At 38.2% G+C, this 17,914-nt stretch carries 15 protein-coding genes and 1 pseudogene; 13 read left to right on the forward strand and 3 right to left on the reverse strand.

What is annotated here, in order from left to right:
- The first annotated feature begins 11 nt into the window (after positions 1 to 11).
- The 6 genes from galU (at position 12) to HMPREF2731_RS08370 (ending at position 6,966) form a co-directional block, all read left to right on the forward strand.
- Positions 12 to 893: a UTP--glucose-1-phosphate uridylyltransferase GalU gene (gene galU / locus HMPREF2731_RS08345; protein ID WP_002310162.1), complete on the forward strand. Its 882-nt coding sequence runs from the start codon at positions 12 to 14 to the stop codon at positions 891 to 893.
- Between the two features lie 300 nt (positions 894 to 1,193).
- The gene (locus tag HMPREF2731_RS08350) at positions 1,194 to 1,571 is read left to right on the forward strand and encodes a hypothetical protein (protein ID WP_002291036.1); all 378 of its coding nucleotides are present in this window, start codon (positions 1,194 to 1,196) and stop codon (positions 1,569 to 1,571) included.
- Positions 1,572 to 2,175: 604 nt separating this feature from the next.
- Entirely contained in the window at positions 2,176 to 2,790 is a 615-nt protein-coding gene (locus HMPREF2731_RS08355; protein WP_070872727.1) for an SIS domain-containing protein, read from the forward strand.
- Positions 2,791 to 3,567: 777 nt separating this feature from the next.
- The gene (gene yfcC, locus HMPREF2731_RS08360) at positions 3,568 to 5,307 is read left to right on the forward strand and encodes a putative basic amino acid antiporter YfcC (protein WP_002291032.1); all 1,740 of its coding nucleotides are present in this window, start codon (positions 3,568 to 3,570) and stop codon (positions 5,305 to 5,307) included.
- Between the two features lie 159 nt (positions 5,308 to 5,466).
- A complete protein-coding gene (gene iadA, locus HMPREF2731_RS08365) occupies positions 5,467 to 6,651 on the forward strand; it encodes a beta-aspartyl-peptidase (RefSeq protein ID WP_002310168.1) in 1,185 nt (394 codons plus the stop codon).
- Between the two features lie 111 nt (positions 6,652 to 6,762).
- Positions 6,763 to 6,966 carry a CsbD family protein gene (locus tag HMPREF2731_RS08370; protein ID WP_002291027.1) on the forward strand — a complete coding sequence of 68 codons (204 nt, stop codon included), beginning with the start codon at positions 6,763 to 6,765 and terminating at the stop codon, positions 6,964 to 6,966.
- Positions 6,967 to 7,080: 114 nt separating this feature from the next.
- On the opposite strand, the gene HMPREF2731_RS08375 is transcribed toward HMPREF2731_RS08370, so the two are convergent.
- Both HMPREF2731_RS08375 and HMPREF2731_RS08380 read right to left on the reverse strand, forming a co-directional pair.
- Entirely contained in the window at positions 7,081 to 7,743 is a 663-nt protein-coding gene (locus tag HMPREF2731_RS08375; RefSeq protein ID WP_047928053.1) for an ABC transporter ATP-binding protein, read from the reverse strand.
- A gap of 12 nt (positions 7,744 to 7,755) precedes the next feature.
- Positions 7,756 to 9,252: an ABC transporter permease gene (locus HMPREF2731_RS08380; protein WP_065772655.1), complete on the reverse strand. Its 1,497-nt coding sequence runs from the start codon at positions 9,250 to 9,252 to the stop codon at positions 7,756 to 7,758.
- A 547-nt stretch (positions 9,253 to 9,799) separates the two neighbouring features.
- On the opposite strand from HMPREF2731_RS08380, the gene HMPREF2731_RS08385 reads away from it, so the two are divergent.
- From HMPREF2731_RS08385 to HMPREF2731_RS08415, 7 genes are all read left to right on the forward strand, one after another.
- A complete protein-coding gene (locus HMPREF2731_RS08385) occupies positions 9,800 to 11,479 on the forward strand; it encodes a ribonuclease J (RefSeq protein WP_002287130.1) in 1,680 nt (559 codons plus the stop codon).
- Positions 11,480 to 11,603: 124 nt separating this feature from the next.
- Positions 11,604 to 12,083: a YbaK/EbsC family protein gene (locus HMPREF2731_RS08390; RefSeq protein WP_073490485.1), complete on the forward strand. Its 480-nt coding sequence runs from the start codon at positions 11,604 to 11,606 to the stop codon at positions 12,081 to 12,083.
- 213 nt (positions 12,084 to 12,296) lie between these two features.
- On the forward strand, positions 12,297 to 12,977 hold the full coding sequence (locus tag HMPREF2731_RS08395; protein ID WP_002310175.1) for a metal-dependent hydrolase: 681 nt from the start codon (positions 12,297 to 12,299) through the stop codon (positions 12,975 to 12,977).
- Between the two features lie 7 nt (positions 12,978 to 12,984).
- Complete coding sequence (locus HMPREF2731_RS08400) at positions 12,985 to 14,316, forward strand: DRTGG domain-containing protein (protein WP_002310176.1); 1,332 nt, start codon at positions 12,985 to 12,987, stop codon at positions 14,314 to 14,316.
- 14 nt (positions 14,317 to 14,330) lie between these two features.
- On the forward strand, positions 14,331 to 15,293 hold the full coding sequence (locus HMPREF2731_RS08405; protein ID WP_002291016.1) for a DHH family phosphoesterase: 963 nt from the start codon (positions 14,331 to 14,333) through the stop codon (positions 15,291 to 15,293).
- 111 nt (positions 15,294 to 15,404) lie between these two features.
- Positions 15,405 to 15,743, forward strand: a complete 339-nt coding sequence (locus HMPREF2731_RS08410) for a zinc ribbon domain-containing protein YjdM (RefSeq protein WP_070872729.1) — start codon at positions 15,405 to 15,407, stop codon at positions 15,741 to 15,743.
- Positions 15,744 to 15,821: 78 nt separating this feature from the next.
- The gene (locus tag HMPREF2731_RS08415; RefSeq protein ID WP_002310178.1) at positions 15,822 to 16,529 is read left to right on the forward strand and encodes a zinc metallopeptidase; all 708 of its coding nucleotides are present in this window, start codon (positions 15,822 to 15,824) and stop codon (positions 16,527 to 16,529) included.
- 157 nt (positions 16,530 to 16,686) lie between these two features.
- Here the strand turns inward: HMPREF2731_RS08415 and HMPREF2731_RS08420 are convergent.
- Positions 16,687 to 17,889: pseudogene (locus tag HMPREF2731_RS08420) on the reverse strand (helix-turn-helix domain-containing protein); the annotation flags it as partial.
- Positions 17,890 to 17,914: the final 25 nt, after the last annotated feature.

The raw sequence follows: 17,914 nt of genomic DNA on the forward strand, positions 1-17,914 counted from the left end.
AGGAACAGCAAGTGAAGGTCAAAAAAGCAGTTATTCCTGCCGCTGGGCTAGGAACACGTTTTTTGCCGGCAACAAAAGCCATGGCAAAAGAAATGCTTCCAATCGTGGATAAGCCAACGATCCAATTTATTGTGGAAGAAGCATTGAATTCGGGAATTGAAGATATCTTGATCGTAACGGGAAAAGAAAAGAGACCCATCGAAGATCATTTTGATGCAAATATCGAATTGGAAAACAATTTGCGAGAAAAGGAAAAAACAGAACTACTCGCTTTAGTTGAAGAAACGACTCATGTCAATCTTCACTTCATCCGTCAATCTCATCCAAGAGGACTGGGGGATGCCGTTCTTCAAGCAAAAGCATTCATAGGGAATGAACCATTTGTTGTCATGCTCGGGGATGATTTGATGAAAGATGATATCCCACTGACTCAACAATTGATGATGGATTATGAAGAAACACAATCTTCTGCTGTTGCCGTCATGCGTGTACCAGAAAATGAAACCTCTAAATATGGAATTATTGATCCTAAAACGGATAACGAAAAGGGACGTTGCAGAGTAAATGGTTTTGTAGAAAAACCTGAACTTGGAAAAGCACCAAGCAATTTAGCCATTATCGGACGTTATCTGCTGACTCCCAAAATATTTGAGATATTAGCAACTCAAGAACCAGGAGCAGGGAACGAGATACAACTAACGGATGCGCTCCAGACCCTTAACCAAACAGAAGCGGTCTATGCGAGAGAATTTAAAGGAAAAAGATATGATGTAGGCGATAAGCTAGGATATATGAAGACAAATATTGAATATGGACTTCATCATCCGGAAATCGGTGCATCGTTAAGCGCATATATTATCCAGTTGGGCAAAGAGCTAAGAACAGAAAATTAACTGGAAATAAGTGACCTGCTGAGAATAAAAATCAAATGGGTGTTAAAGCGGCAGCTTGTGCGTCATTTGCGCAACTGTCGTTTTTATTTTTTGACGTTAAGTGAATGAAGACGAGGAAAAATGAAAGATAAAAAAAGACTTTCGTGAATATATTTAGGAAATTTTCTGCTAATGGTTTAATTTTTTTTTAAGTTACATAAAAGAAAATGATTACATAAGAGAAATGAAAGCCAATCCAGAAGATTCATAGTAGAATAAAAAGGCGAATTTTTTTAATTATAAAAAAGGTGTGTGTCCACTATGGGAAAATTAGTCGCTGTTGCGCAGTCGCTACTTGATATACTCAAGTGGCTGATGGAAGGAAGTAACTGGGTATTTGTGTTACCGCTATTGCTCATTAGTCTATTTATCATGTTCAAAATGGTCAGAAAAAAAGAAAGATTCCTGATTTTTATCTGGTATGCAGCGTCTGTTGCAGTTGCTAGCTTGATGATTGAACTGGCGTTAGGTAGTTGGGAAGCTTGCATATTTGCCTTATTTTTTGCTGTATTGTATCTGATCATTTATATTCCTTATAGGAAAAGAAAGTCTCGGATCGGAAAAAAGGGTAGACATGCCGCTACTTTTTCTAGTACAGATTCTCCAGAACAAAGCAGAAGAGCGAGAAGAAGACGGTAATATTTAGTATGTATACGCAAAAAAAGATAAAAGAATGGATAAATTATTGAGTTGAGAGATTTATTTAATTGGTGAAAAAAAACTTTTTTACTTATTTAAAAGAATCTTTTCAAAAAGGAATGCTTGCTACATAGGGACAAGTCATTCCTTTTTTTATGTTATTTATTTGTAAAAAAATCATACCAATGTTTTTTTGTATTTTCGTACTTGCACTTGAATAAGAGATTACTTACAATGAGTTCAGATAGAAACAGCTGAATAAAAAAAGGCTCCCTGACCCTTAGTTGGCGCTAAGAATCAGGGAATGACCAGTCACACTCATACACCCTGACCGATCATTTTGCCATAGTCAATGCAGTGCATCGACCTTATTTATTGTACCTAATCTAAGGGGAAAATTCTACCCCTATGTAGAGATTTTCTATGGTCTGCACGTTGTTTTATTTGCTATGTCAAGGTATTGGGCGTATTCGTTCAATACCTTTTTTGCGTTTGAAACAGCAAAGACCGCATGTGTTACTGTTTATCTTCTGTTTTTTATGTAGTTCCTTAGATTAGGCAGCTGTTTCTATTCATGTCAAGTATAGCTAGGCGGGAGAGAAAAATGAGTTTATGTTATTTTGACTATTATTACCAATTGGAAGAGAAATTAAAGATAGAAGAGCCGTTGATGGTTCAAGCAGGAACTTGGATTGCGAAACAAATCAATCAAGGCGGCAGATTGCAGATATATGCTAGCCGCACACTAAGTGGTGTAGCATTTGAATTTTGGGATCAAACACCGGACCTTGTGCCAAGTATATTGATTGAGAACCCAGCCGGAGGTGTCTATGAAACGCTAGAAGGGGCAGGACAAGCGATTATTGATGAGCTTTCTGTCAAACCAGAAGACATTTTTCTTCTTCTTTCGAATGAAGGAAGAAATCCAGCAATCATTGAGTTGGCTCAATGGATCAAAGAAAATGGACATCCTTTGATCATTGTTACTGGGTTTGATTTGTCACGAAGCATCAAGTCCCAGCATAGCAGTGGTTTGAGATTATTTGAATTTGCTGATTTAGTTTTGGATAACCATGCCAATCTGCATGATGCAGTCTTGACTTTGCCGAATTTAGATCCAGCAATCTGTGGAACAGCCTCTCTTGCAACGATCTTTTTGCTTCAACAAGTTTTGTATTTTACAGCAAAACAGCTAGTTCAGGAAACAAGAGGAAAATAGTTTTCCACATAATGACCAAATTTTCTTTAAAAAAATGGTGTTCCACGTAAATATGGAGTGTTTGAAACAAAGAAAACGATTTTTAAAGAAGAGCAGTAATGATCATTTTTTATTTTTTTGTTATTTTAAGTTTGTTTAGCTCCAGAGGTCAGCCTTTTTTTTCGAAAGTGCGTTATTTTTATAAGTTGTTTCACAATGAGAAAAAAAGAGCTACAAAAATATGTAATGCTAGATAGACAAAAAAATAGCGGAAAAAGAGACAAGAAAGAATCCGAATGGATTCTTTCTTGTCTCTTAATACACGTTGATGAAAGAGTCTTCCCCAAAACTCTTTACAACGTAATTATAGTACATTTGTTATCATTATTGCAATGAAGTTTACCTGATATAACAAAATTGTCGAAGAATATTCTTTTTTCTAATAGAAAGAAAATATACAAAAAATGAAAGATATGAGATGGATATTTATTATTATTTTTTGTTTTTTTGCAATGAAATACAATTTATTCACGATTATAATAAAATGAAAAAATCAGGACGGGATTTCCGCTAATCTAAAAATAAAAAAAGAATTTTAAGGAAAAACAGAGAAATAAAATACTTAATATAAATGGAAAAAGAAAAAAATAGTCATACATATGAGAAAAAAAGCAAAATAGAAAAAAGTGATTTTCTAATAAATTATTCATGTGAAATTGACATTTTTACTGTATAATTCATTTGATTATCCATTTTTTATTCATCAAAATTACTGAGAAAAGAAAGGAAGAAATAAATTTGAAGAAAACAAATTCTTCAGGAAAACCGAAACGTGACTTCACTAAATTATCGACACCGCATACGTATGTCATTATTTTTGGTGTAGTCATCTTTGCATGGATACTGACTTTTGTCGTACCAGCAGGAAAGTTCAGCACGCAAGACATTGAATATAAAGATGCGAATGGCGAAACAAGTACTCGTACTGTTTTACGCCAAGATTCCTTCCGTTATGCTTACGAGCTGGATAAATCGTATGTATTTGATCAATTAGAAGAACTGCAAGACCATCCAGCAGAACGTGAAAAATTGGATGTTCCTGAAAAAGGATTGGAAAAAGTCATTGCTGACGGAGAAAAAAATCTTACGCAAGAAAAACTAGATGAAATTTCCTTAACAGATGATGTTCTTTATGATGAGTATGGCGAAAATATCTATGATACTTCTAAAAAATTGCATAAAACAGCCAAAATATGGGGAACAGACGATTTTGGTGGCTTTGGCTTCTTAAATTTTGTTTTTGAAGGTCTAGTATCTGGAGATAAATATGGATCTGCTGTAGGAATTGCTGCATTGATCCTTGTTGTCGGAGGTGCTTTTGGTATTATTATGCGTACCGGAGCGATTGATGCAGGAATCTATGCGTTTATCAGTAAAACGAAGGGACTGGAGCGTTTAGCTTTACCGCTATTATTCTTTGCTTTTTCATTCGGGGGCGCCACATTTGGGATGGCAGAAGAGGTAATTCCATTCTCAATGGTGATGGTTCCATTCGTCATTGCCTTAGGATATGACTCGATCGTAGCAGTAACCGTGACTTATGTCGCATCTCAAGTCGGAAATGCGACCTCTTGGATGAGTCCGTTTAGCGTAGCTGTGGCTCAAGGGATTGCTGGAATCCCAGTGTTGTCTGGTGCGACATTCCGATTGATTATGTGGGTAGTTGTTACTGCCTTAGCAGCTGGATATATGATGATATATGCAGAAAAAATCCGTAAAAAACCGGAAAGTTCGTTGACTTACAAATCAGATGATTATTTTCGTTCTCATATCAAAAAGACATCTGATGAAAATAAAAAATTCATGCTTGGCCATAAACTGATTTTAGTAGAGATGTTAGCTGTTCTTGTTTGGATCGTTTGGGGCGTGACTCAAAAAGGCTATTACATCCCCGAAATCGCTTCTCAATTCTTTGTGATGGGATTAGTTGCCGGAATCATTGCTGTTCTTTTCAAACTAGATGGAATGAAAGTCAATGACATCGCTTCTTCTTTCCAATCTGGTGCAGCTGATTTAGCTGGTACAGCAATCGTAGTAGGGATGGCCAAAGGAATCCTTCTCGTCTTAGGTGGATCCGATGCGTCTGTTCCTTCAGCTTTGAATACGATTTTGCATGGAATCGGGACGGCATTGACCGGTGTGCCAGCTGTCATTGGCGCTTGGGCGATGTACATCTTCCAAAGTTTGTTCAACTTAGTTGTTACATCAAATTCAGGACAAGCAGCTTTGACCATGCCGATTATGGCTCCATTGGCAGATTTAGTCGGTGTATCTAGACAAGTAGCAGTTCTTGCTTATCAGCTTGGTTCTGGTTTCATGGATGCTTTTACGCCCGTATCAGCTAGCTTGATTGGTGTGTTAGGTGTTGCACGAATCGAATGGGCAAAATGGGCAAGGTTCCAAATCAAGATGCAAGGATTCCTGTTTGTTTTGGGAACTATTTTCATCATGATTGCTATTGCGATCGGTCTGCAGTAGTACTGGAGACATAAGTAAATAAAAAAGTAATCCAAACAGTAGACAAATGACTCCAAGAACCGTTATTTTACGGTAAAATCAAAGGAGTAAAGATTCTATCGTTTGGATTATTTTTTAAGATCCTATCATCAGCTATACTTAAAGAAAGAGGAAAAATGTATGAAGATCATCCGACAAATTGAAGTGTTTGCACCAGATTACTTAGGAAAAATGGACGTATTGATTGCCGGTGGGAAGATTTTGGCTGTAGAAGAACAGCTAGAAGGCGGCTATGAAGGAGTAGAAGTAGAAGAACTTTCAGGTGAGGGGAAAGTACTGACTCCAGGTTTCATTGACTGTCATTTCCATATTTTAGGCGGAGGAGGAGAAGGCGGTTATCAAAACCGAACACCAGAAGTTACATTAAGTCAATTGACTACAGCTGGTGTAACGACAGTTGTCGGTTGCTTGGGAACAGACGGAGAAGGTCGTGATATGACTGCTTTGATCAGCAAAGCGAAAGGACTTGAAGCAGAAGGAATCTCTACTTATGTGTACGAGGGTTCGTACCGATTGCCGGTAAAAACAGTAACAGATTCGATCATCAAAGACTTTTTAACAATCGATAAAATCATCGGAATCGGAGAAATCGCAGTATCCGATCACCGTTCTTCTCAGCCAAGTTTTGAAGAGTTCGCCCGTGCAGCAGCAGACGCTCGTGTAGGAGGCATGTTGTCGGGAAAAGCTGGGATCATCAATGTCCACTTAGGCGGAGGAAAAAGAAAGCTAGAGTTATTGACACGAATTGTAGAAGAAACAGAAATTCCGATCACACAGTTTTTGCCTACTCATGCGAATCGTACACCAGAATTATTTGAAGCTTGCGTGGCATTTGCTAAACGTGGCGGCACGATTGACTTCACCGCTAGCGAAGATCCTGATTTTTGGGAGAAGACAGATGGGGAAGTGCGCTTCAGTAAAGCACTGAAACGATTGATTGAGGAAGATGTTTCTTTAGATAATTTCACGATGACCTCAGATGGACAAGGAAGCTTGCCTTATTTTGATGAAAACAATCATTTCCTAGGGCTAGGAGTAGGAAGTGCTAAGGCATTGCTAGTAGGGATCAAAGAAGCTGTGCAAAAGGAAAATATTCCTCTGGAAATCGCCTTGCGAGCTATAACCAGTAACCCAGCACGTATATTGAAATTGGATAAAAAAGGAAAAATTGAAATTGGCGCAGATGCAGACTTGTGTATCTTGGACAAAGAAACGCTTGATATCGATACAGTTATTGCTAAAGGAGAAATAATGATCCAAGAAAAAGAAGTCAAAGTATGGGGAACTTTCGAAAAAAGTTTTTGATTCACTATCTGACGCATCCTTTTTTAGAAAACGAGCGTTCTGTTTGTCTGTATCTGTTGTTGATGTTACCCTGAAAGTAGATCAATAAACAAATTAAGAGGAGGAAACACAATGGCAGATTTAAAAGGACGTTCTAAAGACATGAAAGACAAAGTAGTCGGTAAAGGAAAAGAAGCATACGGCAAAGCAACAGACGACAAGAGCAAAGAAACAGAAGGAAAAGCACAATCACTAGGTTCTGATATCAAAGAAAAAGCTCGTGATTTGGGCGATGAAATCAAAGACAAATTCTCTCGAAAAGATGAAAACAAATAAACAACGTTCATTACTAAATGAATCAAGCAAATAGAAATCCGAACCGTATCTGCTTCATAGATATGGTTCGGATTTTTTGTTTGAAAGTTATCCTGTTTTTTAAACTTCTATTTTTTAAACTTCTATTTTTTGAAATTCTTTATTTTTTAGTTCAAAGACTTCATCGCAGCTTTTTGCTACTTCGACCTCATGGGTCACGATGATAATACAGCGATTTTGTTCATGGGCGATTTCTTGGAAAAGTTTAACGATATCTTGTGATGCGGTCTCATCCAGATTCCCAGTAGGTTCATCAGCTACAATCAGTTGATGTTCGCAACAGATAGCACGAACGATAGCGACTCGCTGTTGCTGACCTCCTGAAAGTTTGGTCACCTGTTTTTTTGCTAATACTTCATCAATTCCTACACGAGCTAGTCGATCTAAAGCAACTTGACGATAATTTTCTTGTTTGGTTTTAGTAATCTCCATTGCTGTTATGACATTGTCTAGAGCTGATAAATAAGGAAGCAAGTTATAAGCTTGGAAAATAATCGAGACATCATTTTGACGATAACTTCTTAACCCGATTTTGTTCAGTGAACGATCCTGATAGTATACCTTTCCTTCTTTTGGTGTATCTAATCCGGAAATAAGCGAAAGAAAAGTCGTTTTTCCAGAACCACTTGCTCCTAAAATAGCGTACATTTTTCCAGCTTCGAAATTCAGTTCTACATCTTTATAAAGCGCATCTTGCGGATCTTGATACCAAAATCCCAATTGTTCTGTCCGTAACATCAAATTCCTCCTTTAATTTAATAGGATTTTTCTTGGGTTTAACCTTAATATCCCTATAGAAGCTAAAAAGACAGAAAGCAGGCTGATTCCAAATGCTACTCCGGCTAGTAGTCCTAATTGTGTAGGTTTGACATTGATTTCCAATTCGCTGACTTGATCAGAAACAGCAAATGGATTATTCGTGTTTCCTTGCTGACCACCACGCTGACCGCCTTGTTCGTTACCTGGCATTTGTCCACCGCCAGGAGCTTGTTGGTCTTGTGTCGTGGTTTCTGTCTGTTGGTCAAGTAGCTGCTGCCCCACGGCATTCGCGACGACGTTCCCGCTAATCGAAGCAACTCCTAATGCAAGAATCATACAAATAGCAACTTCGGTAAACAATTGGAGAATGATTTTACTTCTGGATTCTCCTAAAGATAACAAGACGCCTAACTCATGCCGACGCTCCCGGATGGTAATCATAATAATAAGAGTAAGTATGATAATGCCGGCTACAGCCACTAGTAAAACAACATTTTTAGAAAAACTTGCCACATTGTTTAAAGGTTCCAACATTGACTGATACATTGAATCATTTGATTGTAAGCTAAATGTATCTGTGTCGATCAGCTTCTCTGCTTTTTCGAGAAACTCATCCATTTCATCTGGATCAGATAGAGTGTAAATAGCAGAATCTATCGTGTTATCGTCAGATGTCCCATTTAATTCATTTGCAAAAGTATAAGAGGTGTAAAGTGTATTCGACGGATTCATGAAGTTGAATTTCATACCCATACTGCTACTTGTTTCGCTAGATTCATAAATTCCTTTGACCGTCATTTCATAAGTGGTATCTTCATCTTCAGTACTCGTGATTGTGAAAGTATCTCCGACTGTCAGGTCATTTGCTTCTGCTAGCGTAGAATCAATGACTACGTTGTTTGTGCCTTTGTCGCTGTCATCTATTCCTTCACCATCCGTGATTTTTGCTGTTCCATCAGAAAAAGTACTATTTTGTGCAGTTGCTGACACACCGCTGATTTGGAAATCTGCTTGAGTCATTTGCGGATTTCCGCCCATTCCTCCGGCAGGACCACCGCCTGCATCGGTAGTTTCTGAACTGTCTTCACTTGAATCAGAACTAGTGATGGCAGTTATTCCATCTTTTGCCATAGCTGAGGCGGAACTTTCAAAGGAATAGCTTTTTACATTATCTAATTTAGCTATTTTTTCCGCGTCCGTTAAGGATACTGGGGTAAGAGAAAAACTGCCCGGATCTGGACGTTCTTCAGCGGTAGAATTGCTTGAAGAAGTTTGTTCCTGTTTTTTAAATGAAGCTTCTCGATTGGCACTTAAAGTCACTGTTGCTCCAACTTCTTTTTGTGCTTGATTCGCTGCTTCTTCTGCAGCGCTTCGAATCGTGAGGCCAGCTAGCACAAAAATAAGAATGGCTGTGAACACGGCAAACAATAACAATGAACGTCCCCATTTTACTTTTGTACTTTTCCATGCACGTTTCATAAAATTCATATCTTGCATCCCTCCTAGTAGATGCATTTGATAATAGACAACCAATCTTAAAGCTAGCTTAAATCTTATGCTGTTTGCACATCATCAACACGAGGTTCTGCATATATAAAAAGTCACTATAGTTATTGCAAAAAATGTGGTAAAATGAAAAAAGTATGTTTCAAACCGACGAAGAAGAGATGAAAGAGAAACAGCAAAAGAAATCCTAGATGTTACAGAGGAATTTTCATTTGTTTAGTGATTCTAACAATTGCTGATACTAGCGATTTAGTTCATTTGTTGTATAATAATGGGGAACAGCCGAATACTCATATAAGTATTCTGGCTATAGCGTTTCGCAAAAGATCCATTTTGTTAATGAAGTATATCCAAAATAAAATGCCCAACCAACTGTCAGAACGCGGATGTGCTGGTAATTTTCCTGCTGATTCTCCATAAGTTGAGAACTAGTGATTTTGCATGTGCTTCATTGGAATGGCTCGTAAATTTAGATAAAGAAGAAAATCGACATCTTTAAACTTGGATGTCATAAGAAGAGGTGAAATTTGTGAGTACCATTAAAATTATCCCATTAGGCGGCGTTCGCGAAAATGGAAAAAACATGTATGTCGCAGAAGTGGGCGAGGATATTTTCATATTAGATTGTGGGCTAAAATATCCTGAAAATGAGTTGTTGGGGATCGACGTCGTCATCCCAGATTTTACGTATTTAGAAGAAAACATTGATCGTGTAGCTGGTGTCTTTTTAACACATGGGCACGCAGATGCGATCGGGGCGCTTCCCTACTTGTTGTCGAAAATTTCTGTACCAGTATTTGGAACGGAGTTGACGATCGAGTTAGCAAAATTGAATGTCAGTCGTAACGAAGCAGCCAAAGGATTTAAGGATTTCCATGTGGTAGATGAGCATACAGAAATCGACTTTGGTGAAACAGTAGTGAGCTTTTTCCGTACCACTCACACGATACCAGATTCAGTGGGGATCAATCTGAAAACAAAAGAAGGTAGTATCGTTTATACGGGAGATTTTAAATTTGATCAAACGGCTATCCCGATGTATCAAACAGATTATGCACGATTGGCAGAAATCGGCAAAGAAGGAGTCTTAGCTTTACTGAGTGAATCGGCAAATGCAGAGAATCCTCAACCAGTAGCTTCTGAAGCTCAGATAGCAGATGAAGTATTTGATACAATCAAATATTGGGAAGGACGCATCATCGTCGCCTGTGTAGCAAGTAATTTGCAACGAGTGCAACAAGTATTGGACGCAGCAGAAAAAGCACAACGAAAAGTTGTCTTGACTGGTCAAGATTTTGAACGAATTATTCGAACAGCGATGCGTTTAGAAAAACTTCAATTACCAAGTGAAGATTTACTTGTTACATTGAAAGACATGAAAAACTATGATCCAGAAGAACTGATCATTTTAGAAACTGGCCGAATGGGTGAACCCATCAAGTCTCTGCAAAAAATGGCAAACGGCACACACCGTAATGTCAAGATCGAAGAAGGCGATTTGGTTTATATCACTACTACGCCAAGCATCGCGATGGAAACAATCGTGGCGAAAACGGAAGATATCATTTATCGAGCTGGTGGAACAGTGAAATTGATCTCTGAGAATATGCGTGTTTCTGGTCATGCCAATCCTAATGATTTGCAATTGATGATCAATTTGATGAAGCCGACATATTTTGTGCCAGTTCAAGGGGAATATCGGGAATTAGCTGCTCACGCAGATTTGGCTCATGCAGTAGGGATGCCTTACAAAAATATCTATATTACTGGACGCGGAGATGTGCTGGAATATAAGAATAAGCGTATGAGTGTTGCAGGAACTACAAGTGCAGAAAATGTAATGATTGATGGTTTAGGCATAGGCGATATCGGAAACATTGTTTTACGTGATCGGAAAATCTTATCAGAAGATGGGATTTTCGTAGCGGTTGTCACTATCAGCCGAAGAGAGAAGAAAATCATCTCAAAACCTCAAATCACTTCACGAGGATTCGTTTACGTAAAAGCTAGCCGTGATCTGATGAAAGAAAGTAGCAATATGATTGAAACAATCGTTGAGAAACATTTAGAAAGCAATGATTTTGAGTGGAGCAAATTAAAGCAAGACATTCGTGATCAATTAGGTCGTTACTTATTTGAACAAACAAAACGACGTCCTGTGATCTTGCCAGTCATTATGGAAGCTACTCAACGTCGAAATAAGAAATAAACAAAGAGTAAGATGGCTCTCCCTATAGAGTGCTCGTCTTGCTCTTTTTTTGAGGGAAACAAATGATTTTTGAATACAGTATCCTTCGCTTTATAATAAACGATAGAATAAAGGGAGTGGATCAATGATGAGTCAAACAAAAGTCGAACGTTATTTAGAAGAACAAAAAATCAGCTATCAACCACTTGATTTTAGTCATATAGTAGAGGGATCTTTCACAGAAGAACTACAAAAAAGAGGGATTGATCCAGCTTTGATATGTAAAACTCTCGTAGTAAAAGGGAACAAAACTGGGGTGATCATCGCATTGATTCCTTTGAATGATCATTTAGATTATAAAAAAACGAGACAAGTGACGAACGATCGTAAAGTCGGTTTTCCTGGGATGGATTTTGTCTTAACACATACCGGATATCCTCACGGAGCGAATACCCCTATTGGAATAAAACTCGCACATCCTGATTATTGTTTTTTAGCAGACAGTTCTTTAAAAGAAAAAGAAGAAGTGATTGTGTCGAGCGGTGAAATCGGGAGAAGCCTCCAAATAAAAGTAACTGATTTAGAAAAAATCGTCCATCCTATTTACGCTGATTTAATTAGTTAAGTGACGAGAAGGGGAGCCAAGCAGAGAGCTCAAACTTGAGATTATATCTGCTTGGTACTTGGTGCATCCTGTATTATCTGTTACAATTGCTTTGTGCATACTGTACTATCAATCCAATGAAAATATATTTATTAACTATATTTTTTCATTGATGTGCAAGTAATGAAATCGGTTTTAATAAAAAAGATACAGAGAAAACGTGAGGTGTAGAATATGAAAATTACGTATCATGGACATTCTTGTTTAACGATTGAAATGGAAAATGGCCAACGTGTGATGATTGACCCGTTTATTACAGGAAACCCGTTGTCAGATTTAACTGCAGAAGAAGTAAAGACAGATTGGTTGCTGATTACTCATGGACATAGTGACCATATAGGAGATATGATTCCTATTGCAAAAGAAAATCAAGCCACGATTATTAGTATTGTTGAGATTGCTGATTATGCAAATAGCAGAGGAGTAGATTCTTTCGGTATGAATATCGGCGGAAAACATGCATTTCCATTCGGCACAGTAAAATTCGTACATGCACAGCATAGTTCAAGCTATGAAGTAGACGGTATCGTTCAGTATATGGGTGAGCCTAGCGGGATCATTATCCAAGCAGAAGGCAAAACGATTTATCATGCAGGAGATACAGCTTATTTCAGTGATTTAGGATTGCTTGCAGAAGAGTTCGATATTGATGTTGCTTTCTTGCCGATTGGTGATAACTATACGATGGGACCAGAGGATGCGGCTCGGGCTGCACAAACAATTCGTGCCAAGAAAGTCGTTCCAATCCATTTCAATACGTTCCCTGTCATTGAACAAGATCCTGAATCTTTTGTAGCATTACTGGAAGATAGCGAAGGAAAAATAATGAGCGTCTCGGAAACGCTGGAAGTGTAGGCAGAAAATGGCGACAAAACATGATTTAATTTTAGAATATATTGAAAGTTTACCTGTGGGCAATCGAATTTCTGTAAGAAGCATCGCAAAAGAATTGAATGTCAGTGAAGGAACAGCGTACCGTGCAATCAAAGATGCGGAAAATGTCGGACTAGTTTCAACGATTCAACGAGTAGGTACGATCCGTATCGAACGTAAATTAAAAAAACATATTGAACGTTTGACATTTGGCGAAGTCGTCAGGATTATTGAGGGGGACGTTTTAGGTGGCTCGGCAGGATTAGACAAGGTCTTGAATAAATTTGTCATTGGTGCGATGACTAAACATGCCATGGAACGCTATATTACACCAGGATCACTGATGATCGTCGGCAATCGGGCGGAAGTCCAAAAATTAGCATTGGAAGATGGCGCTGCAGTATTGATCACAGGAGGATTCAATACGACTACTGAGATTGCAAAGCTAGCCGATGAACTTGAAATGCCAATCTTGCGCACTTCTTATGATACATTTACAGTCGCTACCATGATCAACCGAGCGTTAAGTGACCAATTGATCAAAAAAGATATCATGCTTGTTAGCGATATCTACATGCCGGCGGAAAAGACACATTATTTGCATCAGATGGATACGATTTCTGATTATCAACGTTTGTCAGAAGAAACGCAACATTCACGTTTTCCAGTCGTTAATCGCCATCACCGTTTGATGGGGATCGTTACGGCAAAAGACGTTTTAGGGAAATCACCAAATCAGATCATTGATCGAGTGATGACGAAAGAACCAATTAGTGTAAAGAAAACAATGAGTATTGCTTCTGTTAGTCATCAAATGATCTGGGATGGGCTGGAGGTCATGCCGGTCGTCTCCGATGACTTGACATTGGAAGGCTTGATTACCCGGCAAGATGTAATGAAAGCGATGCAGCTTGTCCAGCGACAACCGCAGATTGCAGATACGATTTCAGATCAGATATCTGGAAATATCCATACGATTGATACCGATCGTGAAGGGAATCGTTTGGAAAATCCTAAGTTCAAATTTGTAGTGACACCACAAATGGTCAATGGTGTTGGAACCATTTCTTTTGGCGTGCTTAGCGAAATCATTTCTGATGTCGCACAAAAAACAATGGTGATGAACCAAAAACGAAACATCTTGATTGAACAAGTGAACCTACATTATTTGCGGCTGATCCAATTGGAAAGCGAGTTGGACATTCGTCCACGTGTATTGGAAATCGGCAGACGTTCCGCTAAATTGGATATCGAAGTATTTATTGAAAATACCATCGTTTCCAAAGCAATCGTTGTTTGTCAAGTAATGGAACGTTCTTAGAAAGCAGGAGTGAAATGACAGTACAGCAAGAAATAGTAGATACAATAAAAAAATACGATAAAATCATTATCCACAGGCATTTGCGCCCTGATCCTGATGCGTTAGGATCACAAGTAGGATTAGCCGAACTATTACGGGAAAGTTTCCCAGAAAAAGAAATACGACAAGTAGGTGAAACGATTGAAGGTCTTCGCTTTTTAGCAGAAATGCAAGAAGTTGAAGATGCCTTTTATCAAGGAGCGCTAGTCATCGTGACCGATACAGCTAATTCACCTAGAATCAGTGATCAAAGATATCAGTTAGCAGAAAAGCTGATCAAAATTGATCATCATCCCAATGATGACCCTTATGGAGATCTTGTGTGGGTAAATACAAAAGCAAGCAGTTGTAGTGAGATGATTGCAGAATTTGCTTTGATGTTTCCTGAATTATTTAAGATGAACGTGGAAGCTGCACGGTTGCTTTATGCGGGAATCGTCGGAGATACAGGGCGCTTTTTGTATCCCTCCACGACGTCCCGTACATTAGAGATTGCATCGATATTGAGAAATTATCCATTTGATGCAAGTGCTTTGAATAGAGAGATTGAGCAAATGCCGATGAAAGTCGCTAAACTTTCCGGTTATCTTTATCAAAATATCCAGGTGGATGAAAATGGTGCAGGAAGAATAATCCTTCCGCAAGAAATTCTTGATAAATATGGCATCGATGATTCAGAGACGGCTTCAATCGTTTCTCTTCCTGGAGTGATCGACGAAGTACTAGCTTGGGGTATTTTTGTTCAGCAACCTTCAGGACATTACCGCGTACGCTTACGTTCTAAGGGACCAGTCATCAATGAGTTAGCGAAACGCCATCATGGGGGAGGCCACCCATTAGCAAGTGGTGCGAATGCAAAAGATTTAGCAGAAGTAGAGGAAATCTATAAAGAGATTCAAGACATTTGCCAATCGTATAAGAGTAGAGAAACGAAGTAACAACTTCATTCGAAAACGTTCCTTTTGTGGTAAAAATCACAAATGTATCTTTTCAACATCTTCTTTTTCCGTTACAATAGTGCTCACTAAAGATTTTAAAGGAGAAAGAAGATGACATTACCAAATTGCCCAGAATGCGGCTCAGAGTACACATATGAAGATCGAGGTTTGTTGATTTGCCCAGAATGTGGGAACGAATGGAGCAAAGAAGAGCAAAAAACTGTCATAGAAGACGGATTAGTGGTATTAGATGCAGATGGAAACCGTCTGTCAGAAGGTGATAGCGTGACAGTGATCAAAGATTTGAAAGTAAAAGGTGCATCAGGTGCCATTAAACAAGGAACGAAAGTCAAGAACATCCGCTTAGTAGAAGGCGACCATAATATCGATTGCAAGGTAGAAGGATTTGGACCGATGAAACTGAAATCGGAATTTGTGAAAAAGAATTAAAGAATATTCAAGGTCTTTTCACATTCTTTTCTTGCTACTAATGATAAAATAAAGGAAACAAAAAGGAGTGAAACGACAATGTATGGTTATGGAATGTATGGTTTTTTAGATCCGACATTTCTTTTGGTCATTCTTGGATTAGTCATTTCCGGAATTGCGTCAGCTTATGTCAATAGTACTTTCCGCAAATATGATCAAGTGAGAAGCAAAAACAACGTGACTGGTACACAAGCAGCACAATATATATTGCAAAGCCAACAAATAAATGATGTTGGCGTTCAACAAATTGCCGGAGATCTCACAGATAACTACAATTCAGGTAATAAGATGCTGAGCCTGTCTCAAGCGACTGCACAATCTACTTCAGTTGCTGCGATAGGTGTAGCAGCTCATGAATGCGGACATGCGGTTCAAGATGCTTCGGGGTATGTCCCATTGAAGATCCGTGCGGCACTTGTTCCCGCAGCTAACTTTGGTTCGATGATTTCGTTCCCATTGATTATGGTAGGTGTATTGCTTAGTTGGAACTCTACGTTGATCAATATCGGGATTTTTGCTTTTTCTTTAGCGTTACTCTTTCAATTGGTGACATTACCAGTTGAATTCAATGCATCTCGTCGAGCAATCCAAATTTTGAGTGAGGGCGGACTGCTGACGGAAGAAGAAGTACCGATGGCAAGACACGTATTGTTTGCAGCGGCATTGACTTACGTTGCAGCAGCGCTTTCGACATTCCTTCAGCTGTTGCGCTTGATTTTATTGTTCGGCGGCAACCGAAGAGATTAACATAAAGAGGCTGGGACAGAAGCGTTTAACTCCAAGAAATAAGAAGAAATTCACGAAAATTACTTTTCAAATTTTTGTGAATTTCAGCTTATTTCCGAAGGAGTTGCTTCTGCTTCCGCCGTTTATACGTGTTTAGAGCGTGAGACAAAAGTGTTCTTTACTTTTGTCCCACGCTCTTTGTTTTATTCTCATATCTTTTTTTCATATACAGTTCTTGAATCGCTTTTATCAACTCACCGAATAATACTGTATCGTGGTTTGTATCTAGATAGAAAGTTTCCGTTTCAGCTGATATTTTCTCATGTTGATCTGTAATAATCAAATCAGCATGTTTAGGACATTCGATAATCTTGATTGCTTCATTGCGAAATAGTTTCTGTAAATGATCTTGCAGATGGTAATTCCCTGTGAATGGTTTGGTTATCTGCAAGTGGATGAGTAATTGTTCTTTCATTTCTGTGTGTAATAAGTGTTGGATCAATTGAATAAGGTATTGACTTAATTGAACTTTTTTTCTAGAGTTTGAAAAAATTGTGTCGATTTTTTCTCTTAATTTTTTTTCCTGTATAAAAGAAGCCGTTTGATTGGAGGTAGTTTCTGGAAAACAGAGTGTAGAAAAGCTACTGCTAGATTCACCTAACAGTTCCAAAAGAATAACTGCTAGTACGAGAAAATAAAAATAGATCGGTTTTTTGTCTTCCAAATGATTGATAGGAAACTGTTGAGTTAAGTAAGTCATCAATTGATCGACTTGTTGGCAAATAAGGTTTTTGCTTGTGGAAAATAAGAAACCAATCACCTGTTTTTGTTGGAATGAAATTTGATTTGGAAAAAAACAATAGAAAAAATAATTGAAGTAGGCTCTTTCCGTTTCTACCTCTTCACAGGGATAAATCGCTGAAAAAGAAGTAAAGCATTCTGAATAATCATGTGTACGCTGCAACAAATCCATTAATTCAGTAATTTCAGGAGAAATTTTCGAAAAACGTGCCTGTTGTCTGTTACGACATATGAATAAAGCAAGTAATAAATAGATGTTTTTTTCTTGTTTTGGATTTTTTTCTCTGTGCTCATCCTTACTTTTCTTTTTTAGTGTATTTAATTCAAGAGAGGAAAACGGCCAATCGTCTCCTTCGAATGTATCTGAAAGAAAAAAATAAAGATAAAGGCGGATAGATAATTCGTTTCCTTCAAGAACACAGCAGTTTTGTACAGATACGATCCTTAAATGGAATTTATTTAATGAATGATTGAGTTGTTTTGTCAGCTTTTCGAGATAGGAGGGCGATATATAAAGTTGTTCAAGTAAATACTTTTTTGGTACAGCAGATTGTGGATAATTAATCAGCAACATTAAATAACGCGAATTGTAAAATTAAGTTAGA

The sequence above is a fragment of the Enterococcus sp. HMSC072F02 genome (genome assembly GCF_001837725.1).
Classification (GTDB): Bacteria; Bacillota; Bacilli; order Lactobacillales; family Enterococcaceae; genus Enterococcus_B; species Enterococcus_B lactis.